Source organism: Haemophilus sp. HN_Hi16 (assembly GCF_049823435.1).
Lineage (GTDB): Bacteria > Pseudomonadota > Gammaproteobacteria > Enterobacterales > Pasteurellaceae > Haemophilus > Haemophilus influenzae_D.
The window spans coordinates 1593384-1611770 of the sequence record NZ_CP187500.1; the positions used below are offsets into that span (position 1 = coordinate 1593384).

The 18387-nt window shown below is 37.4% G+C and carries 15 protein-coding genes; 8 read left to right on the forward strand and 7 right to left on the reverse strand.

Annotation, left to right across the window (positions count from 1 at the left end; genetic code table 11):
* Positions 1-94: 94 nt before the first annotated feature.
* The 4 genes from pdxS to ACPT9C_RS07885 all read left to right on the forward strand — a co-directional run bounded on the left by pdxS (position 95) and on the right by ACPT9C_RS07885 (position 6633).
* A complete protein-coding gene (gene pdxS, locus ACPT9C_RS07870) occupies positions 95-970 on the forward strand; it encodes a pyridoxal 5'-phosphate synthase lyase subunit PdxS (RefSeq protein ID WP_050838452.1) in 876 nt (291 codons plus the stop codon).
* The gene (pdxT, locus tag ACPT9C_RS07875) at positions 971-1552 is read left to right on the forward strand and encodes a pyridoxal 5'-phosphate synthase glutaminase subunit PdxT (protein ID WP_021035026.1); all 582 of its coding nucleotides are present in this window, start codon (positions 971-973) and stop codon (positions 1550-1552) included.
* 369 nt (positions 1553-1921) lie between these two features.
* The gene (locus ACPT9C_RS07880) at positions 1922-3520 is read left to right on the forward strand and encodes a lactate permease LctP family transporter (RefSeq protein ID WP_076773374.1); all 1599 of its coding nucleotides are present in this window, start codon (positions 1922-1924) and stop codon (positions 3518-3520) included.
* 287 nt (positions 3521-3807) lie between these two features.
* Entirely contained in the window at positions 3808-6633 is a 2826-nt protein-coding gene (locus ACPT9C_RS07885; protein ID WP_050948493.1) for a TonB-dependent receptor domain-containing protein, read from the forward strand.
* 84 nt (positions 6634-6717) lie between these two features.
* Here the strand turns inward: ACPT9C_RS07885 and ACPT9C_RS07890 are convergent, their stop codons facing one another.
* From ACPT9C_RS07890 to dsbC, 4 genes are all read right to left on the reverse strand, one after another.
* Complete coding sequence (locus tag ACPT9C_RS07890; protein ID WP_050948494.1) at positions 6718-7407, reverse strand: 5'-methylthioadenosine/adenosylhomocysteine nucleosidase; 690 nt, start codon at positions 7405-7407, stop codon at positions 6718-6720.
* Complete coding sequence (locus tag ACPT9C_RS07895) at positions 7404-8099, reverse strand: thiol:disulfide interchange protein DsbA/DsbL (RefSeq protein WP_076773380.1); 696 nt, start codon at positions 8097-8099, stop codon at positions 7404-7406. Before ACPT9C_RS07895 ends, ACPT9C_RS07890 begins: the two co-directional genes overlap by 4 nt.
* A gap of 4 nt (positions 8100-8103) precedes the next feature.
* Positions 8104-9831 carry a single-stranded-DNA-specific exonuclease RecJ gene (gene recJ / locus ACPT9C_RS07900; RefSeq protein WP_032824094.1) on the reverse strand — a complete coding sequence of 576 codons (1728 nt, stop codon included), beginning with the start codon at positions 9829-9831 and terminating at the stop codon, positions 8104-8106.
* Between the two features lie 291 nt (positions 9832-10122).
* A complete protein-coding gene (dsbC, locus tag ACPT9C_RS07905) occupies positions 10123-10812 on the reverse strand; it encodes a bifunctional protein-disulfide isomerase/oxidoreductase DsbC (RefSeq protein WP_050948496.1) in 690 nt (229 codons plus the stop codon).
* A 132-nt stretch (positions 10813-10944) separates the two neighbouring features.
* On the opposite strand from dsbC, the gene prfB reads away from it, so the two are divergent.
* Both prfB and lysS read left to right on the forward strand, forming a co-directional pair.
* Positions 10945-12043, forward strand: a protein-coding gene (gene prfB, locus ACPT9C_RS07910) for a peptide chain release factor 2 (RefSeq protein ID WP_105880429.1) whose coding sequence is annotated in 2 segments (ribosomal slippage) — positions 10945-11019 and positions 11021-12043 — 1098 coding nt in all. Because the reading frame shifts where the segments join, the coding sequence is not laid out codon by codon here.
* Positions 12044-12195: 152 nt separating this feature from the next.
* Complete coding sequence (gene lysS / locus ACPT9C_RS07915; RefSeq protein ID WP_050838325.1) at positions 12196-13704, forward strand: lysine--tRNA ligase; 1509 nt, start codon at positions 12196-12198, stop codon at positions 13702-13704.
* An 86-nt stretch (positions 13705-13790) separates the two neighbouring features.
* Here lysS and mdh read toward each other — a convergent pair whose 3' ends face one another.
* On the reverse strand, positions 13791-14726 hold the full coding sequence (gene mdh / locus ACPT9C_RS07920; RefSeq protein WP_012055457.1) for a malate dehydrogenase: 936 nt from the start codon (positions 14724-14726) through the stop codon (positions 13791-13793).
* A gap of 206 nt (positions 14727-14932) precedes the next feature.
* On the opposite strand from mdh, the gene argR reads away from it, so the two are divergent.
* Both argR and ACPT9C_RS07930 read left to right on the forward strand, forming a co-directional pair.
* Positions 14933-15388, forward strand: coding sequence for a transcriptional regulator ArgR (argR, locus tag ACPT9C_RS07925; protein WP_050848262.1), 456 nt, complete (start codon positions 14933-14935; stop codon positions 15386-15388).
* Positions 15388-16278 carry a TIGR01777 family oxidoreductase gene (locus ACPT9C_RS07930; RefSeq protein ID WP_050948497.1) on the forward strand — a complete coding sequence of 297 codons (891 nt, stop codon included), beginning with the start codon at positions 15388-15390 and terminating at the stop codon, positions 16276-16278. The genes argR and ACPT9C_RS07930 overlap by 1 nt, the downstream gene beginning before the upstream one ends.
* Positions 16279-16343: 65 nt before the next feature.
* Here the strand turns inward: ACPT9C_RS07930 and purF are convergent, their stop codons facing one another.
* Positions 16344-17861 (reverse strand): amidophosphoribosyltransferase, encoded by a 1518-nt coding sequence (gene purF / locus ACPT9C_RS07935; RefSeq protein WP_050948498.1) that lies wholly within the window; start codon positions 17859-17861, stop codon positions 16344-16346.
* Between the two features lie 10 nt (positions 17862-17871).
* Positions 17872-18363 (reverse strand): CvpA family protein, encoded by a 492-nt coding sequence (locus tag ACPT9C_RS07940; RefSeq protein ID WP_005657117.1) that lies wholly within the window; start codon positions 18361-18363, stop codon positions 17872-17874.
* Between the last annotated feature and the right edge of the window lie 24 nt (positions 18364-18387).

The window sequence follows — 18387 nt, forward strand, 5'->3', positions numbered from 1 at the left end:
TTACTAGCTTTTCAAACTTGTTCTAAAGACTTTTCTACATTACAATAAAAAACGTAGCTATCAATACAAATAATCAAATAATGAGGACAAAGAAATGGCTGAAAATCGTTATGAACTAAATAAAAACTTAGCACAGATGCTCAAAGGTGGAGTTATCATGGATGTTCAAAACCCTGAGCAAGCTCGCATTGCAGAAGCTGCTGGTGCAGCTGCAGTGATGGCTTTGGAACGAATTCCTGCAGATATTCGTGCTGTTGGAGGTGTCTCTCGCATGAGCGATCCTAAGATGATCAAGGAAATCCAAGGAGCAGTTAGCATTCCAGTTATGGCAAAAGTTAGAATTGGACATTTCGTTGAAGCTCAGATTTTGGAAGCCATTGAAATTGACTATATCGATGAAAGTGAAGTGCTTTCTCCAGCTGACAACCGTTTCCATGTGGACAAGAAAGAATTCCAAGTACCTTTTGTATGTGGTGCCAAAGATTTGGGCGAGGCCTTGCGTCGTATCGCTGAAGGGGCTTCAATGATTCGTACAAAAGGAGAACCAGGAACAGGGGATATCGTCCAAGCTGTTCGCCATATGCGCATGATGAATCAAGAAATTCGGCGCATTCAAAATTTACGTGAGGACGAACTCTATGTTGCGGCCAAAGATTTACAAGTTCCTGTAGAATTGGTTCAATACGTCCATAACCATGGGAAATTGCCAGTTGTCAACTTCGCAGCTGGAGGAATTGCAACTCCAGCAGATGCAGCCTTGATGATGCAACTTGGCGCAGAGGGTGTCTTTGTTGGTTCAGGTATTTTTAAGTCAGGAGATCCTATAAAACGTGCGAGCGCTATTGTCAAAGCTGTAACTAACTATCAAAATCCACAAATCCTAGCACAAATCTCCGAAGATTTAGGTGAAGCCATGGTTGGTATCAATGAAAATGAAATCCAAATTCTCATGGCTGAGCGAGGAAAATAAATGAAAATCGGAATATTAGCTCTACAAGGTGCCTTTGCGGAACATGCACGAATGCTAGAAAAATTAGGAATTGAAAGTGTCGAACTGAGAAATTTAAAAAATTTTCAACAATATTACAGTGATTTATCAGGTTTGATTCTGCCTGGCGGTGAGTCAACCGCCATAGGAAAACTTTTAAGAGAGCTGCATATGCTGGAACCGATGAAACAAGCTATCTCTTCTGGCTTTCCTGTCTTTGGAACTTGTGCTGGTTTGATTCTGTTGGCTAAAGAGATTACTTCTCAGAAAGAGAGTCATTTTGGAACGATGGACATTGTAGTTGAGAGGAATGCCTATGGACGCCAATTAGGAAGTTTCTATACAGAAGCAGATTGCAAAGGGGTTGGTAAAATTCCTATGACTTTTATCAGAGGACCTGTTATCAGTAGTGTTGGTAAAAAAGTCAATATTCTTGCAACGGTAAATAATAAAATCGTTGCAGCTCAAGAAAAGAATATGCTGGTAACATCATTTCATCCTGAATTAACAAATAACATGAGTTTGCATAAGTACTTTATTGATATATGTAAAGTAACAAGTTGAGAAAATATTTTCTCAATTTGTTACTTGGATAGTATTGAAATTATCTCTGCCACTCTACACCTTTCTCCAAGTCTCGGCTAGTTTCTCCTTGTTTTGATTATTACCACTATCCTTGGCTTATTCGGTACGTATATTTTTATATAATATGTATTCGATTCTGTGAATCTTTTATCTATCCATCTAATCAATATTTCATTTTATTCTATTAATTATCGGATAAATAAAAATTAGTAATAAAAATGTAAAAAATGAAAAAAAAATGTTAAATTTTATGAGATATTGATCACATTTTCTTAAAATAGGTATATGATTTTTTTATATAAATCCATAAAATCATCACATCTTTTACTCTAACTTTGAGGATATTTTATGCTGTCTTTTATTCTAAGTATTTTTCCTATCGTTTTACTGATTTATCTTATGGTAAAAAGAAACGCGCTACCTTCTTATGTTGCCTTACCTTGGATTGCGACATTAGTTATGGGCGTTCATCTTTTACACTTTAATACAGATATTGTTACTATTAGTGCAAATGTTGTTTCTGCAATTGTTGCGGTACAAACTCCTATTACAGTAATTTTTGGTGCGATTCTCTTTAACCGTTTCTCTGAAATTTCAGGCGCAACAAATATTATGCGAAAATGGCTAGGAAATATTAATCCAAATCCTGTTGCACAATTAATGATTATTGGTTGGGCATTTGCCTTTATGATCGAAGGGGCAAGTGGTTTTGGTACACCAGCAGCAATTGCTGCACCTATTTTAGTGGGATTAGGTTTTCATCCATTAAAAGTGGCGATGTTGGCACTGATTATGAACTCAGTTCCCGTATCCTTTGGTGCGGTAGGTACACCAACTTGGTTTGGTTTTGGTGCTTTAAAATTATCAGAAAATATGATTTTAGAAATTGGGTCTATTACAGCATTTATACACTCCGTTGCTGCACTTCTTATCCCATTATTAGCACTTCGTATCTTAGTAAGTTGGGATGATATTCGTAAAAACATCGTATTTATCTATATTAGCGTACTGGGTTGCGTAGTACCTTATTTCTTGATTGCTCAAGTCAATTACGAATTTCCATCACTCGTTGGGGGTGCAATCGGCTTATTTATTTCTGTATGGGCTGCTAATCGCAATATTGGTTTAGCAAAAGTAACAAATAACCTTGATAATAATGCGGTAAGTACGGGAGAAGTAGTTAAAGCATTATTCCCTACAGGTTTACTTATTGCATTTTTAATTGTAACTCGTATTCATCAATTACCATTCAAAGCAATGATGAATGACGCAACTATTTGGTTCTCAACCACATTAGGTTCGTTAGGATTATTTGAAATTAGTAAAGGTTTAATCTTTAGCTTAAAAAATATTTTTGGCTCAAATGTTTCATCAAGCTATAAACTTCTTTATGTACCTGCATTGATTCCATTTGTCATTACAGTACTAATTGCGATTCCTTTCTTTAAAATTTCCAGTTCAAATGTTAAACAGATTTTTGTATCAAGTTTACAACAATCTAAAAATCCATTTATTGCCTTAATTGGTGCCTTAGTGATGGTAAACCTAATGTTAGTGGGTGGCGAACATTCTATGGTAAAAATTATAGGTAGAACTTTTGCTGAAATTTCTGGTAGTAACTGGACTATTTTCTCCTCTTTCTTAGGTGCGATTGGATCGTTTTTCTCGGGTTCAAATACCGTATCCAACCTAACATTTGGTAGTGTTCAACTTTCTACCGCAGAAACCACAGGCATTTCTGTCGCACTTGTTCTTGCTTTACAATCTGTCGGTGGGGCAATGGGGAATATGGTATGTATCAATAACATTGTAGCGGTAAGTTCTGTGTTAAATATTTCAAACCAAGAAGGCACAATTATTAAGAAAACCATTATACCTATGATCATTTACGGTATCATTGCCGCACTTGGTGCACTGTTCTTAGTACCTTTATTTTATAATCTATAAAATTTACGCCAAAAATGACCGCACTTTTGCGGTCATTTCCTATTTTTCTCTTTTATATTTCTACTATCAAAAATGACCTTTAACCCATTAAAGTGCGGTTGATTTAGCGAATGAATTTGCCCATTTAGCAAAAACCAAACTTTCTTTTTCTTTATCTTCTCAACATATTTCCTCTCTAAAAATTAATTTTTTTCATTATTTTTAGGTATTTTCATTAAATCATTCCTTGAAATCCCTCTTATAAAATGGATAATCGTAATCCTTCTCAAAAATAAATAGGAACGATAATGAAGAAAGCTATAAAATTAAATTTAATTACACTTGGCCTAATTAATACGATCGGTATAACGATTACACAAGCTCAAGCCGAAGAAACATTAGGACAAATTGATGTCGTAGAAAAAGTGATATCAAACGATAAAAAACCTTTCACTGAAGCCAAAGCCAAAAGTACGCGTGAAAATGTCTTTAAGGAAACCCAAACCATTGACCAAGTCATTCGGAGCATTCCTGGGGCATTTACTCAACAAGATAAAGGCTCGGGTGTGGTTTCTGTAAATATTCGTGGCGAAAATGGATTAGGTCGTGTCAATACGATGGTTGATGGTGTAACCCAAACCTTCTATTCTACAGCCTTAGACTCTGGTCAATCAGGCGGAAGTTCTCAATTTGGTGCGGCAATCGATCCTAATTTTATTGCAGGTGTAGATGTTAATAAAAGTAACTTTTCGGGAGCAAGCGGTATAAATGCGTTAGCAGGCAGTGCTAATTTTAGAACATTAAGCGTTAATGATGTGATTACTGATGACAAACCATTCGGCATTATTCTGAAAGGAATGACAGGGAGCAATGCCACTAAATCCAATTTTATGACGACGGCTGCAGGCAGAAAATGGCTTGATAACGGTGGCTATGTAGGCGTGGTGTATGGTTATAGCCAACGTGAAGTTTCACAAGATTATCGTATTGGTGGCGGAGAACGATTAGCATCATTAGGGCAAGATATTCTTGCTAAAGAAAAAGAAGCCTATTTCCGCAATGCAGGTTATGTTTTAAACCAAGCTGGACAGTGGACTCCTGATTTATCTAAAGCCCATTGGTCTTGTAACCTAAGTAAGCCTGAATATTTAGGAAGTCAAGATCCTATTGTCACAAAAAATGAACTTACACAAGAAACAGAGACACGCTACACTGATGCGAATTGTAATGTACACATAAACTCAAACAACTATGGAAATGTTTACAAAGATGAAACAAGAAAGAAAATTTTAGAACAACTTATTAAAGAGAACAAAGATCCATCAAAAATTAAAGAATTACAAGAAGGTGCTGATGGAATTAAAAAAACTGATGAAAGCTTTGAACGCAATAAAGAGCAATATAGTGTTGCACCTATTGAACCAGGCAGTTTGCAATCACGCTCGCGTAGCCATTTATTAAAATTTGAATATGGCGATGATCACCATACGCTAGGGGCACAAATACGTACCCTTGATAATAAAATTGGTTCTCGCAAAATTGAAAACCGTAATTACCAAGCCAATTATAACTTCAATAATAACAGCTATCTTGATCTTAATTTAATGGCTGCACATAACATTGGCAAAACTATTTATCCTAAAGGCGGTTTTTTTGCTGGCTGGCAAGTGGCAGATAAACTTATCACAAAAAATGTAGCGAATATTGTTGATATTAACAACAGCCATACTTTCTTACTGCCAAAAGAAATTGATTTAAAAACCACATTAGGGTTTAACTATTTTACCAATGAATACAGTAAAAACCGTTTTCCAGAAGAATTAAGTTTGTTTTATAACGATGCTTCACATGATCAAGGCTTATATTCACACAGTCAAAGAGGGCGATATTCTGGCACAAAAAGTTTATTACCACAACGTTCAGTAATCTTACAACCTTCTGGCAAGCAAAAATTTAAAACAGTGTATTTTGATACCGCACTTTCTAAAGGTATTTATCATTTAAATTACAGCGTGAATTTTACCCATTATGCCTTTAATGGTGAATATGTCGGGTATGAAAGTACGCAAACACAAATTAATGAACCTATTTTGCATAAATCAGGTCATAAAAAGGCATTCAATCATTCTGCCACATTAAGTGCAGAACTGAGTGATTATTTTATGCCATTTTTTACTTATTCACGCACTCACAGAATGCCGAATATTCAAGAGATGTTTTTCTCTCAAGTGTCTAATGCAGGGGTAAACACAGCATTAAAACCTGAACAATCTGACACCTATCAACTAGGCTTTAATACTTATAAAAAAGGTCTATTCACTCAAGACGATGTATTAGGCGTCAAATTAGTGGGCTATCGTAGTTTTATTAAAAACTATATCCATAATGTTTACGGTGTTTGGTGGAGAGATGGCGTACCTACGTGGGCAGACAGTAATGGTTTTCGCTTTACTATCGCACATCAAAATTATAAGCCTATTGTGAAAAAGAGCGGTGCTGAGTTAGAAATTAACTATGACATGGGACGTTTTTTTGCGAATGTCTCTTATGCATATCAACGTACTAATCAGCCAACCAATTATGCCGATGCCAGCCCACGTCCGAATAATGCTTCACAAGAAGACATTTTGAAACAAGGTTATGGCTTATCTCGTGTTTCAATGCTACCAAAAGACTACGGCAGATTAGAGCTTGGCACACGTTGGTTTGATCAAAAATTAACCTTAGGTCTGGCAGCTCGTTATTATGGAAAAAGTAAACGTGCGACAATTGAAGAAGAATATATCAATGGATCTCACTATGAACAAAAGACTTCAGGTTCTCGTACTTACTATGCCGTGAAAAAAACGGAAGAGATTAAAAAACAACCGATTATTTTAGATTTACACGTCAGCTATGAACCAATCAAAGATTTGATTATTAAAGCGGAAGTACAAAATCTATTAGATAAACGTTATGTTGATCCGTTAGATGCTGGAAATGATGCGGCTTCGCAAAGATATTATTCAAGCTTAAATGATTCAATTTGTAGTAAAAAAAATAATGCTTGTGAAGATGGAGGAAAAGATAAATCTGTACTTTATAACTTTGCACGTGGAAGAACTTATATTCTGAGTTTAAACTATAAATTCTAATAGGTTCATATAAAAAGGCATAGCTAATAGCTATGCCTTTTCAATAATGTTTATGAAATTTGTGATCTTATGAAAAGATTATGGCTACAGTCTATCTATCATCTCTAACACTAATGCGGAAGACTGCTTCGCCGCCAATGGTAAAAACTCTTCAAAAGACATACTTGCTTTGCCATCGCCGCCATCAGAAATAGCACGAACCACCACAAAAGGCACATTAAACGCATAGCAAACTTGTGCAATCGCTGTGGCTTCCATTTCAACCCCCGTCACATTCGGGAAATCTGCTTTTATTTGTGTAATTTTGTCTTCGCTATTAATAAAACTATCGCCAGAGCAAATTAAACCACGTTTTACCGATTGCCCTTGCTTTTCTGCAATTTCTTGAGCGAGATCTGCCAATTTTTTATCCGATAAAAATGCAGCAGGATTAGCAGGTAACTGCCCTTTTTCATAGCCAAAAGCGGTCACATCTGCATCGTGGTAGCGTGTTTCATCAGAAATTACAAGATCCCCGACTTTCAAGCCTTTTGCTACCCCACCTGCAGAACCAGTATTGATCACACAATCTGGCTTGGCTAATTGCAATAACGCCGTCGTGCCAATGGCAGCTGCCACTTTGCCAATGCCTGATTGTAATAATACAACATCTTTACCATTAATTTTGCCTTCAAAAATGACCGCACTTGCTACTCGAGTTTCCGTTCTATCAGCCATTAAATTTTTTAAAATTTCGACTTCTTGTGCCATTGCACCAACAATTCCTATTTTCATTGTTTTTGTTCCTGTTCTATTTTATTTACCAAAAAATCTAACACTGCTACGCTATAATCATCGTTATAAAGCGTACTCGCAGTGAGTACATATCTTCCACCAATGACAACGTAAGGATAGGTAAAAACACCATATTCTTCCGTCAATTCAATCGCATTTTGGATCTGTTCTTTTACGCTTTGTGAATTTTCAGTTTGAATAAATAACTGTTTATCTAGCCCTTGTTCTTCCGCCCATTGTTGAATTTTATTTGTCGCAGACAATTCTGTATAACGGGATTTTTCTGAAGTTTCAAATAACAAAACATTGGATAATTCGCTCGCACTTAATGCTTGCAAAGTATAAAAAATACGTGCGCTAAACTGGCTATCGGCAGTTGCAATAGGATATTCTTCCAACGCAACTTTATATGTGCGTATTTGGCTATAAAGTTCTAAAATATCCTGCGCTGAAGAACACACTCGACAATCATAATCAAAAAAGAATTGAATGCGGATTTTTTTATCGGTTCGAGACGCTTGTTCAATAGGTTCTTTATAAGAAAAATAATCCCGTCCATCTTCAAAATAAATTGTGTCCCTTGATGGCAAGTGCGGAGAATTTTGCACTGAAAATTCTTTCTGATTGACTTCTGCTAAAACAAACGACGATAAAAAAAGCAAACAAAATGCCAATATTCCCTTTAATTTCATTCTATCACTCATCTATCGGCTCAATATAATCTACCAATAATTGTAGGCTACGATTGCCACGAAATTCGTTAATATCTAATTTATAGGCTAAACGAGCCTGTTTAATTGAAAGATCAGGATACAATCTTGTATCAATATTAAACGCAATGGCATCTAATAAAACCCCGCCCTGTTTCGGTTCTAGCAACATTTTTAGATGATTTTTATTTTGCCCAATTGCACGCTGGTCTAAAATTTTAAATTCGCCATCAAAGCAAGGCTCAGGAAACCCTTGCCCCCAAGTGCCTACCGATTTTATCAGCTCTGCCGTTTCAAGATTAAATTCATTTGAATTCAGTTCGCCATCTGTCCAAATTACGCCTTGCAGATGTTCTTCATCAAACCAATCGGCAACGGTTTGATTAAAAATATGTTGGAAATCGTCAAAATGTTCTTCGCGAATACTCAAGCCTGCCGCCATTGCGTGTCCACCAAATTTTAAAATCATATTAGGATGTTGCGAATGAATACGCTCCAGAACATCACGCATATGTAACCCCTCAATAGAACGAGCAGAACCTTTCAAAATTCCCTCACTATCTTGTGCAAAGGCAATCACTGGACGATGATATTGATCCTTAATCCTTGATGACACAATGCCTAATACGCCTTGATGCCAATCTGGTTGATAAAGTGTAATCCCCGAAGGTAACTCTTTAAAAAGTGCGGTAAGATTTTGACAAATTTTTATTGCCTCAAGCTTCATACCCGCTTCAATTTCTTTACGAGTTTGATTGAGCTGATCGAGATCTAAAGCTAATTCTCTGGCTTTTGACATTTCGTTCGCCAGCAAAAGTTCTACACCAATCGACATATTATCTAAACGCCCTGCTGCATTTAAACGCGGTCCGATACAAAAACCGAGATCACTTGAAGTAAACTGCTCTACATTACGGTTAGCCACTTCAGCCAACGCAATAATACCAAGACGGCAGTGTCTAGCACGGATACGCATTAAACCTTGATAAGCAAGGATACGATTATTTTGATCTAAAGGCACAACATCAGCGATGGTGCCAAGTGCCACCAGATCGAGCAAATCAGTAAAATTAGGTTGTGTTTCTGCCGTAAAAATACCGAGTTCACGAAATTTTGCTCGTACGGCTAACATCAAATAAAATGCCACACCAACACCAGCTAAAGATTTTGAAGGGAAATGACACTGAGTTAAATTAGGATTAACAATCGCATCGGCTGGCGGCAAAGTTTCGGGGGGTAAATGATGATCCGTGACTAAAACTCGAATGCCTTTGTCTTTCAAAAATGCCACACCGTCAAAAGACGAAACGCCGTTATCCACCGTCATTAAAAGCTGAACGCCCTTTTCAATTGCCATTTCAGCCACGGGAATACTCAAGCCATAACCCTGTTCAAATCGATTTGGCACAAGGTAATCCACATCAGAAAAGCCAAGTTGTCTTAAAGCCAGCACACTCAATGCTGTGCTGGTTGCACCATCAGCATCAAAATCCCCAACAATCACAATTTTTTGCTGTTGTTGATAGGCTTCCACTAATAAATTTACAGCTTGATCAATGCCATATAATTGATTTGGATTAAGCATTGATTTCAAAGTGCGGTCTAATTCTTTGGTGTTTTGAATACGACGAGCGCGATAAAGGCGATCTAATAACGGATGGGTTGAAACAGAATTTCCAACTGGAATTTCACGGCGTTTGATAAGTTTTTTCACTGGATATTAATTCATACCTAAAAGCAAAAAGCTGTTGAAATCAACAGCTCTTTTATCTATACTTTTTCCTGTCGGTCAGGGCTTTTAACCCTGAATGCTGACAGGGGTTAAAAGCCCTGCTGACCATTAGTCTAACTATTGTGTCAGCTAAGGATTTTAATGATGCCTAAATTATGTATTTATATCATAATTTTTGTGTTGTTAATGCTTTTAAGCTCCCCAGCATATTAAGCATTACCGACTATTAAAACACAAGGGGTAGGCAACTGCCCCTTGCTCTTTATTATAAAATTATTGTGCCGTTTCTTCAAGAGCTCTTAATAAATCAGCTGGTTTTAAATAACCGCCAATAACTTCTCCCGTTGAAGTCACAATACTTGGTGTTCCTCGTACACCAAATTGAATACCTAATTCATAATGTTTTTTCACGATATTTGGCGTTTTAACTTCTTTTGGTAGATTACCGTTTTCAGCTTCGTTTAAAGCAAAAACGGGATCTTTCGCCGTCCAAATCGCTTCCATTTGTTTCGCCGTTTGATTATTCATACCTGCGCGAGGGAAAGCTAAATAACGTACAGTAATACCAAGATCGTTATATTCTTTTAATTGCTGATGTAACAAATGGCAATAATGGCAGGTAATATCCATAAATACTGTTACTACGTGTTTTTCATTTTTCGCAGGATAAACAATCATCTCGTTTTTGTAAGAATTAAGTTTATCTACTAAAATTTTACCTGCGACATCAACAGGGCCATTATTTGTGAGTTCATAAAGTTTACCTTCAAAAAGATATTTTCCATCTTCGCTCACATAGAGTATACCTTGATCCGTGACAGCCGTTTTAATGCCTGAAATCGGCGAAGATTTAATAACAATATTTGATATATTAAAAGACTGTAATTTGCGTTTAATTGCCGCATCATCTGCCATTGCATTAGCCGCAGCCACGCACAAAAGTGCGGTAAAAATTTTCTTCATTTTTTGTTCCTAAATTAGCTTGAGTGAGAAAGCCTGAAATTATAGAGAGATTGCTAATTTCTGCAAGGTCAAACTATCCAAAAATCAGAAAATAGCATATAATTCCACACTTTATCACACAGTGAATTTATTATGTTTGAAATCAATCCTGTAAAAAATAAAATCATCGATTTATCTGACCGCACTTCGGTGCTTCGGGGGTATCTTTGACTTTGATGCCAAAGTTGAGCGTTTAGAAGAAGTCAATGCCGAACTAGAACAGCCAGATGTTTGGAATGATCCAGATAAAGCTCAAACGCTTGGTAAAGAACGGGTTTCTTTAGAACAAGTTGTAAATACCATCAAAAAGTTAGAACAAGGTTTAGAAGATGTCGATGGGTTGTTAGAACTCGCTATTGAAGCAGAAGACGAAGACACTTTCAATGAAGCAGTTGCTGAATTAGATGAACTCGAACAACAACTCGAAAAATTAGAGTTCCGTCGAATGTTTAGTGGCGAACATGATGCTTGCGATTGCTATGTGGATTTACAAGCTGGTTCTGGCGGTACGGAAGCTCAAGATTGGACAGAAATGTTGCTCCGTATGTATCTTCGTTGGGCTGAAAGCAAAGGTTTTAAAACAGAACTGATGGAAGTATCTGACGGTGATGTAGCTGGATTGAAATCGGCAACCATTAAAGTGAGCGGAGAATATGCCTTTGGTTGGTTACGAACAGAAACGGGCATTCATCGTTTAGTGCGTAAAAGTCCATTTGATTCCAATAACCGTCGTCACACATCATTCAGTGCAGCATTTGTCTATCCTGAAATTGATGACGATATTGATATTGAAATCAATCCAGCTGATTTACGTATTGATGTTTATCGTGCATCAGGGGCAGGTGGTCAGCACGTAAACAAAACTGAAAGTGCGGTGCGAATTACCCATATACCAAGTGGTATTGTAGTGCAATGTCAAAACGACCGTTCACAGCACAAGAACAAAGATCAAGCGATGAAACAATTAAAAGCGAAATTGTATGAGCTTGAATTACAAAAGAAAAATGCGGATAAGCAAGCAATGGAAGATAATAAATCCGACATTGGTTGGGGAAGCCAAATTCGCTCTTACGTATTAGACGATTCACGTATTAAAGATTTACGTACTGGCGTGGAAAACCGTAATACGCAAGCCGTATTAGACGGGGATTTAGATCGATTTATTGAAGCGAGTTTAAAAGCTGGCTTGTAAAAATTTCTTGCCTTCCCCTGTTTACGGGGGAAGGTGGCGCGAAGCGACGGAAGGGGGCTTTCGATAATATATTTCCTTTAGTCTTCAACAGCTCCTAAAGTAAACAAAGAAAATAAAAATTTCTTATTAATTTATAAAACAAGGTAAACAATATGTCAGAACAAGAAGTTAAAGAATTAGATCTCAATGGCGAAATGCTCGTTCGTCGTGAAAAATTAGCCGCATTACGTGCAAAAGGTAATGCCTTTCCAAACAAGTTTCGTCGTGATGCGCTCGCACAAGATTTGCACAATCAATATGATGCAGAAGATGGGGAAATCTTAAAAGAGAAAGGCATTGAAGTACAAGTTGCTGGTCGTATTATGACTCGCCGTGCAATGGGTAAAGCAACGTTTATCACTATTCAAGATATGAGCGGTAAAATCCAGCTTTATGTTGCACGCGATAATTTGCCTGAAGGTGTTTATAAAGATGACGTTGGTACTTGGGATTTAGGCGACATCGTTGGCGTTAAAGGCACTTTATTTAAAACAAAAACCGATGAACTCACTGTAAAAACCACTGAAGTTCAACTTTTAACTAAAGCACTTCGCCCATTACCAGATAAATTCCACGGTTTAACCGACCAAGAAGTTCGTTATCGCCAACGTTATTTAGATTTAATTTCTAACGAAGAATCTCGCCGCACTTTTATTATTCGTTCTAAAGTTGTCGCGGGTATTCGTGAATATTTCATTTCTAAAGGCTTTATGGAAGTGGAAACGCCAATGTTACAAGTTATTCCAGGCGGTGCATCTGCGCGTCCTTTCGTAACCCATCACAATGCATTAGATGTGGATATGTATTTACGTATCGCACCTGAACTTTATTTAAAACGCTTAGTAGTGGGTGGCTTTGAACGAGTATTTGAATTAAACCGTAACTTCCGTAATGAAGGGGTTTCTGTTCGTCATAATCCAGAATTTACTATGCTTGAATATTATCAAGCCTATGCGGATTACCATGATTTAATGGATAACACCGAAGAACTTCTGCGTAAATTAGCGATTGATATTCTTGGTACTACTATTGTGAAATACGGCGAATACGAATTTGATTTTGGTAAACCATTTGAACGTATTACATTACACGATGCAACCATTAAATACGGAGCAGACAAAGGTATCGTAAAAGAAGATTTATATGACTTTGATCGTGCAAAAGCCACGGCGGAACGCTTAGGTATTGAGGTGCAAAAATCTTGGGGTTTAGGCAGCATTGTCAATGCAATTTTTGAAGAAGTGGCTGAACATCACTTAATTCAACCAACCTTCTTAATGGCTCATCCTGCGGAAATTTCTCCACTTGCACGTCGTAATGATGAAAATCCAGATGTAACAGATCGTTTTGAGCTCTTTATCGGTGGTCGTGAAATCGGTAATGGTTTCTCAGAATTAAATGACGCAGAAGATCAAAATGAACGTTTTGATGCACAAGTGGCTGCAAAAGAAGCTGGCGATGATGAAGCGATGTTTAAAGATGAAGACTTTGTTGTTGCATTAGAGCACGGCTTACCACCAACAGCTGGGGAAGGTTTAGGTATCGACCGCCTAGCAATGCTTTATGCAAATGCACCATCAATTCGTGATGTGATCTTATTCCCTGCAATGCGTCAGAAATAATAAAGATACAAACAAAAGCCACCATTTGGTGGCTTTTTTATTTTAATAAAAAGAGAATTTTATATTCCCTTCTTATTGTTTAACGATTAACCATTAATAAATTTTTCGCCTAATTCAATATCTGCACGTAAAGTTGGCAACATATTTTCTAAAGCTTGTTGTTCAAAATTGCTTAATGGGCCAATTGGTAAAATTTCTTCTACACCCTCTTTGCCTAAACGAACGGGTTGAGAGAAGAAACGAGCATATTTGCCATCGCCTTCAACATAAGTACATTCAACCACTGTCTCGCCACTTAATCCTTTCACTAAAGAACGAGCAAAACGTGCCGCAGCTTGCGCCATTGAAAGCGTTGCAGAACCGCCACCTGCTTTTGCATTGACCACTTCTGTACCTGCATTTTGGATACGTTTTGTTAATGGTTCGATTTCTTCTTCGTTCCATTTTGCATATTGAACTTGAGAAAGTAATGGAAGAATAGTCACACCTGAGTGACCACCAATAACAGGAACGCTCGTACGAGAAACATTTAAACCTTTTAATTCAGCCACAAAAGTTTCAGAACGTAACACGTCTAAAGTTGTCACACCAAATAATTTACGTTTGTCGTAAACACCTGCTTTTTTCAACACTTCAGCCGCAATCGCAACAGTAGTATTTACTGGGTTAGTGATGATACCAACACAAGCTTTTGGGCAAGTAATCGCGACTTTCTCAATTAAACCACGCACGATACCTGCATTAATATTGAATAAATCTGAACGATCCATACCAGGTTTACGCGCAACACCAGCAGAAATTAATACAACATCCGCACCTTCAAGTGCTGGTGTTGGATCTTCACCAGAAAAACCTTTCACATTCACTGCCGTTGGAATATGGCTAACATCCACTGCAACACCTGGTGTTACTGGGGCAATATCATACAATGCTAAGTCGGTGCCTGCTGGCAACTGAAGTTTTAGTAATAACGCTAATGCTTGACCAATACCACCTGCGGCACCTAATACAGCAACTTTCATAAATACTCCTTATGTGTTAGTTAATTTAAAACAGCCTGATTTTAAAATGTTCATCTTACAATTACAAATAGAGAAATATCATTCTATGATCTAGTTCACATTTCTGAGATAAATATTTTCTTCTCTTTATTCTTATTCATATTTCAGTTGATGAAAGTGAATTTTTATGCAATTCTTATGCAAATTTTGACTATTAAAAAATAAAGATGACTGACAATTTAACTCGTGCTTTTAAAGAATTACTCAATCAAGAACGCTTTGGTTCTCAAAATGAAATTGTCGATGCCTTAAAAAAACAAGGCTTTACTGGTATTAATCAATCAAAAATATCGAGAATGCTCAGCAAATTTGGTGCGGTTCGCACTCGTAATACCAAAATGGAAATGGTCTATTGCTTACCAAATGAATTAAGTGTTCCCAATACCAGTAGTCCATTAAAAAATCTTGTCTTAGATGTTGATCACAATTCGATGTTAATCGTAATAAAAACGACGCCCGGTGCTGCTCAATTAATTGCACGATTACTTGATTCCATTGGAAAATCGGAAGGCATTTTAGGCACTATCGCAGGCGATGATACTATTTTTGTCACGCCCACAAGCGATAAACCTATCGACGAATTATTGCAAAATATCCAACGCTTATTTGAAAACGCATTGTAATGAATATTCTATTAACAGGAGGAACAGGACTTATCGGCAAAGCACTTGTCGAACAACTCTGCTTACGCAATGAACAAGTGACGATCTTAACGCGCTCAAGTTCGCCGCACACTTTCTCAAAGCAAAAAAACATCAAATTTATTACCGCACTTTCAGAACTCGATTTACAAGAACAGTTTGATGCCATCATCAATCTTGCTGGCGAACCAATTTTTCATAAAGTTTGGTCGAAAAATCAGAAATCTATTTTACGAGAAAGTCGTTTAAGCCTTACCACTCAACTGGTTGAATTCATCAATCAGTATCAGCAATACCCAATTTTTATATCAGGTTCAGCGACTGGAATTTACGGCGATCAAGACGAACAAACAATTACTGAAACAAGCAAAACAGCAAAAACCTTTACCGCACAATTATGCCAAGATTGGGAAAATATCGCGCGACAAGCTAATGCGAGAGTTTGTTTGATTAGAACAGGAATAGTCTTTTCTAAGAAAGGAGGCGCGCTTGCAAAAATGTTGCCTTTATACAAATGGGGACTTGGCGGTAATCTGGGCAAGGGAGAGCAATATTTCCCTTGGATTGCTTTAGAAGATATTGTAAACGGCATTTTATTTTTACTCGATCATTCAGAATGTAGAGGGGCATTTAACTTCTCAGCCCCGAATCCCATAAAACAGCATAAATTTAACCGCACTTTGGCTGGAATATTAAAACGTCCTGCCTTTGCAACCATTCCCAAATGGATATTACATTTCATGCTTGGCGAACGAGCGAATCTATTACTAGAAAGCCAAAATGTTGTGCCTGAAAAATTACTCAACGCTGGATTCCAATTTCAATATTCTGATTGCGAAAACTATCTAGAAGAAATCCTAAAAAACAAATAAAAAAATCACCGCACTTTTTTAATGCGGTGATTTTTATCGGACTAAATATCTCGCCTTATCGCAATTTATTGTTCATTATAAATTTCAAGATTGGATGCTTGTTTTTCACGTTTTTTCTTTGCACTATCATTGCGTTGAGTTGCGATTTTATTAAGATATTCAGGGCTAATATCGCCTGTAATATATTCGCCTGTGAAAACAGAACAATCAAAACCTTGAATGGCTGGGTTTTCCAATTGAACAGATTCAGTAAGTGCGGTCAGATCTTGGAAAATTAATTTATCTACGCCGATCAAATGTGCAATTTCCTCAACATTTCGACCGTAAGCGATCAGTTCATCACAACTCGGCATATCAATACCATATACATTCGGATAACGAATTTCAGGAGCAGCAGAGGCAAAGTAAATTTTCTTCGCACCAGCTGAGCGAGCCATTTCAACAATTTGCTCAGAGGTTGTGCCACGAACGATAGAATCGTCCACCAATAACACATTTTTATCTTTAAATTCAGCTTTAATGGTATTCAATTTGCGACGAACAGAACTAATACGCTGTGCTTGTCCTGGCATAATAAAGGTACGACCAACATAGCGATTTTTCACAAATCCTTGGCGATAAGGTTTCCCTAGTACACGAGCTATTTGTAACGCAATATCTGTGGAGGTTTCAGGAATAGGAATGACCACATCAATATTATCAATTTCATCCGCCCATTCTTTTGCAATTTTTTTCCCGAGTTTTTCCCCCATATGAACACGTGCCGCATAAACAGAGACGCCATCAATCGTTGAATCTGGGCGTGCAAAATAAACATACTCAAAAATACAAGGATTTAACACCGCACTTTCGGTACATTGTTGTGAATAAAGCTCGCCATCAAACGTTACATAAACGGCTTCGCCCGCAGCAATATCACGTACAAACTCGAAACCGACAATATCTAAAGCCACTGTTTCAGAGGCGAACATATAATCAGTTTTGCCATTTTCTTCACGTTTACCCAACACCAAAGGACGAATACCAAAAGGATCTCTAAATGCAACCATCCCATGTCCAATAATCATCGCTACGCAGGCATAAGCACCACGAATATCATTGTGAGTTTTACGAACGGCATAAAAAATATCTTGTGGATCAAGATGGTTTTGAGGAATGTGATCAAGATGATTAGCGAGAATATTAAGAAGAAGTTCAGAATCTGAATTAGTGTTTACGTGACGGCGGGCAGTTTTAAAGACTTTTTCTTTTAACTCCACTGAGTTGGTTAAATTGCCGTTATGCACCAAAGTGACACCATAGGGAGAATTTACATAAAAAGGTTGTGCCTCTGAGACGCTAGAACTTCCTGCCGTAGGATAGCGAATATGCCCTAATCCAGCATTTCCTTGCAAGCGTAGCATATGCTCTTGACGGAACACATCGCTGACTAAGCCATTAGCTTTACGTAAGCGGAAACGGTTTTCATCATCAACCGTTACAATACCCGCCGCATCTTGTCCACGATGTTGCAAAAGAGTTAATGCTGCATAAATAGATTCATTAACCGGACTTTGGCTAACAATACCGACAATACCACACATTTTGTGTTCCTTATTGATTAAGCGTTGGATTTAAAAAACTTGAACTTGACTGAAGCTGTTGAAAGAACCATTCAATAATAAAACCAAAGTGCGGTATTAATTGAGATTCTTTCCACCAATCAGTTTGTTCAAAATTGGTAAAAGTATCCATAAAAAATAACAACGCAGCCACAATCAATGCACCGCGCACTAAACCGAAAGCTGCACCTAATACGCGATCAGTGCCGCTTAAACCCGTCTTATCTACTAATTGACTAATCACATAATTTACTATTGCGCCCACGATTAAAGTCAGAACAAACAGAATGGCGATTGCAGTTCCATTACGCACATACATTGATTCAATTTGCGTAAGATAAGTGGCAAGATAAGGATAGAACTGGCTTGCTACGATAAATGCCACAACCCAGCTACCAAGTGAAAGTACTTCGCGTACAAAACCACGTAATAAACTGACAAGAATGGAAAAAGCGATAATGCCAATAATAATGTAATCGATCATTAAAAAATCTCTCAATGAAAAACG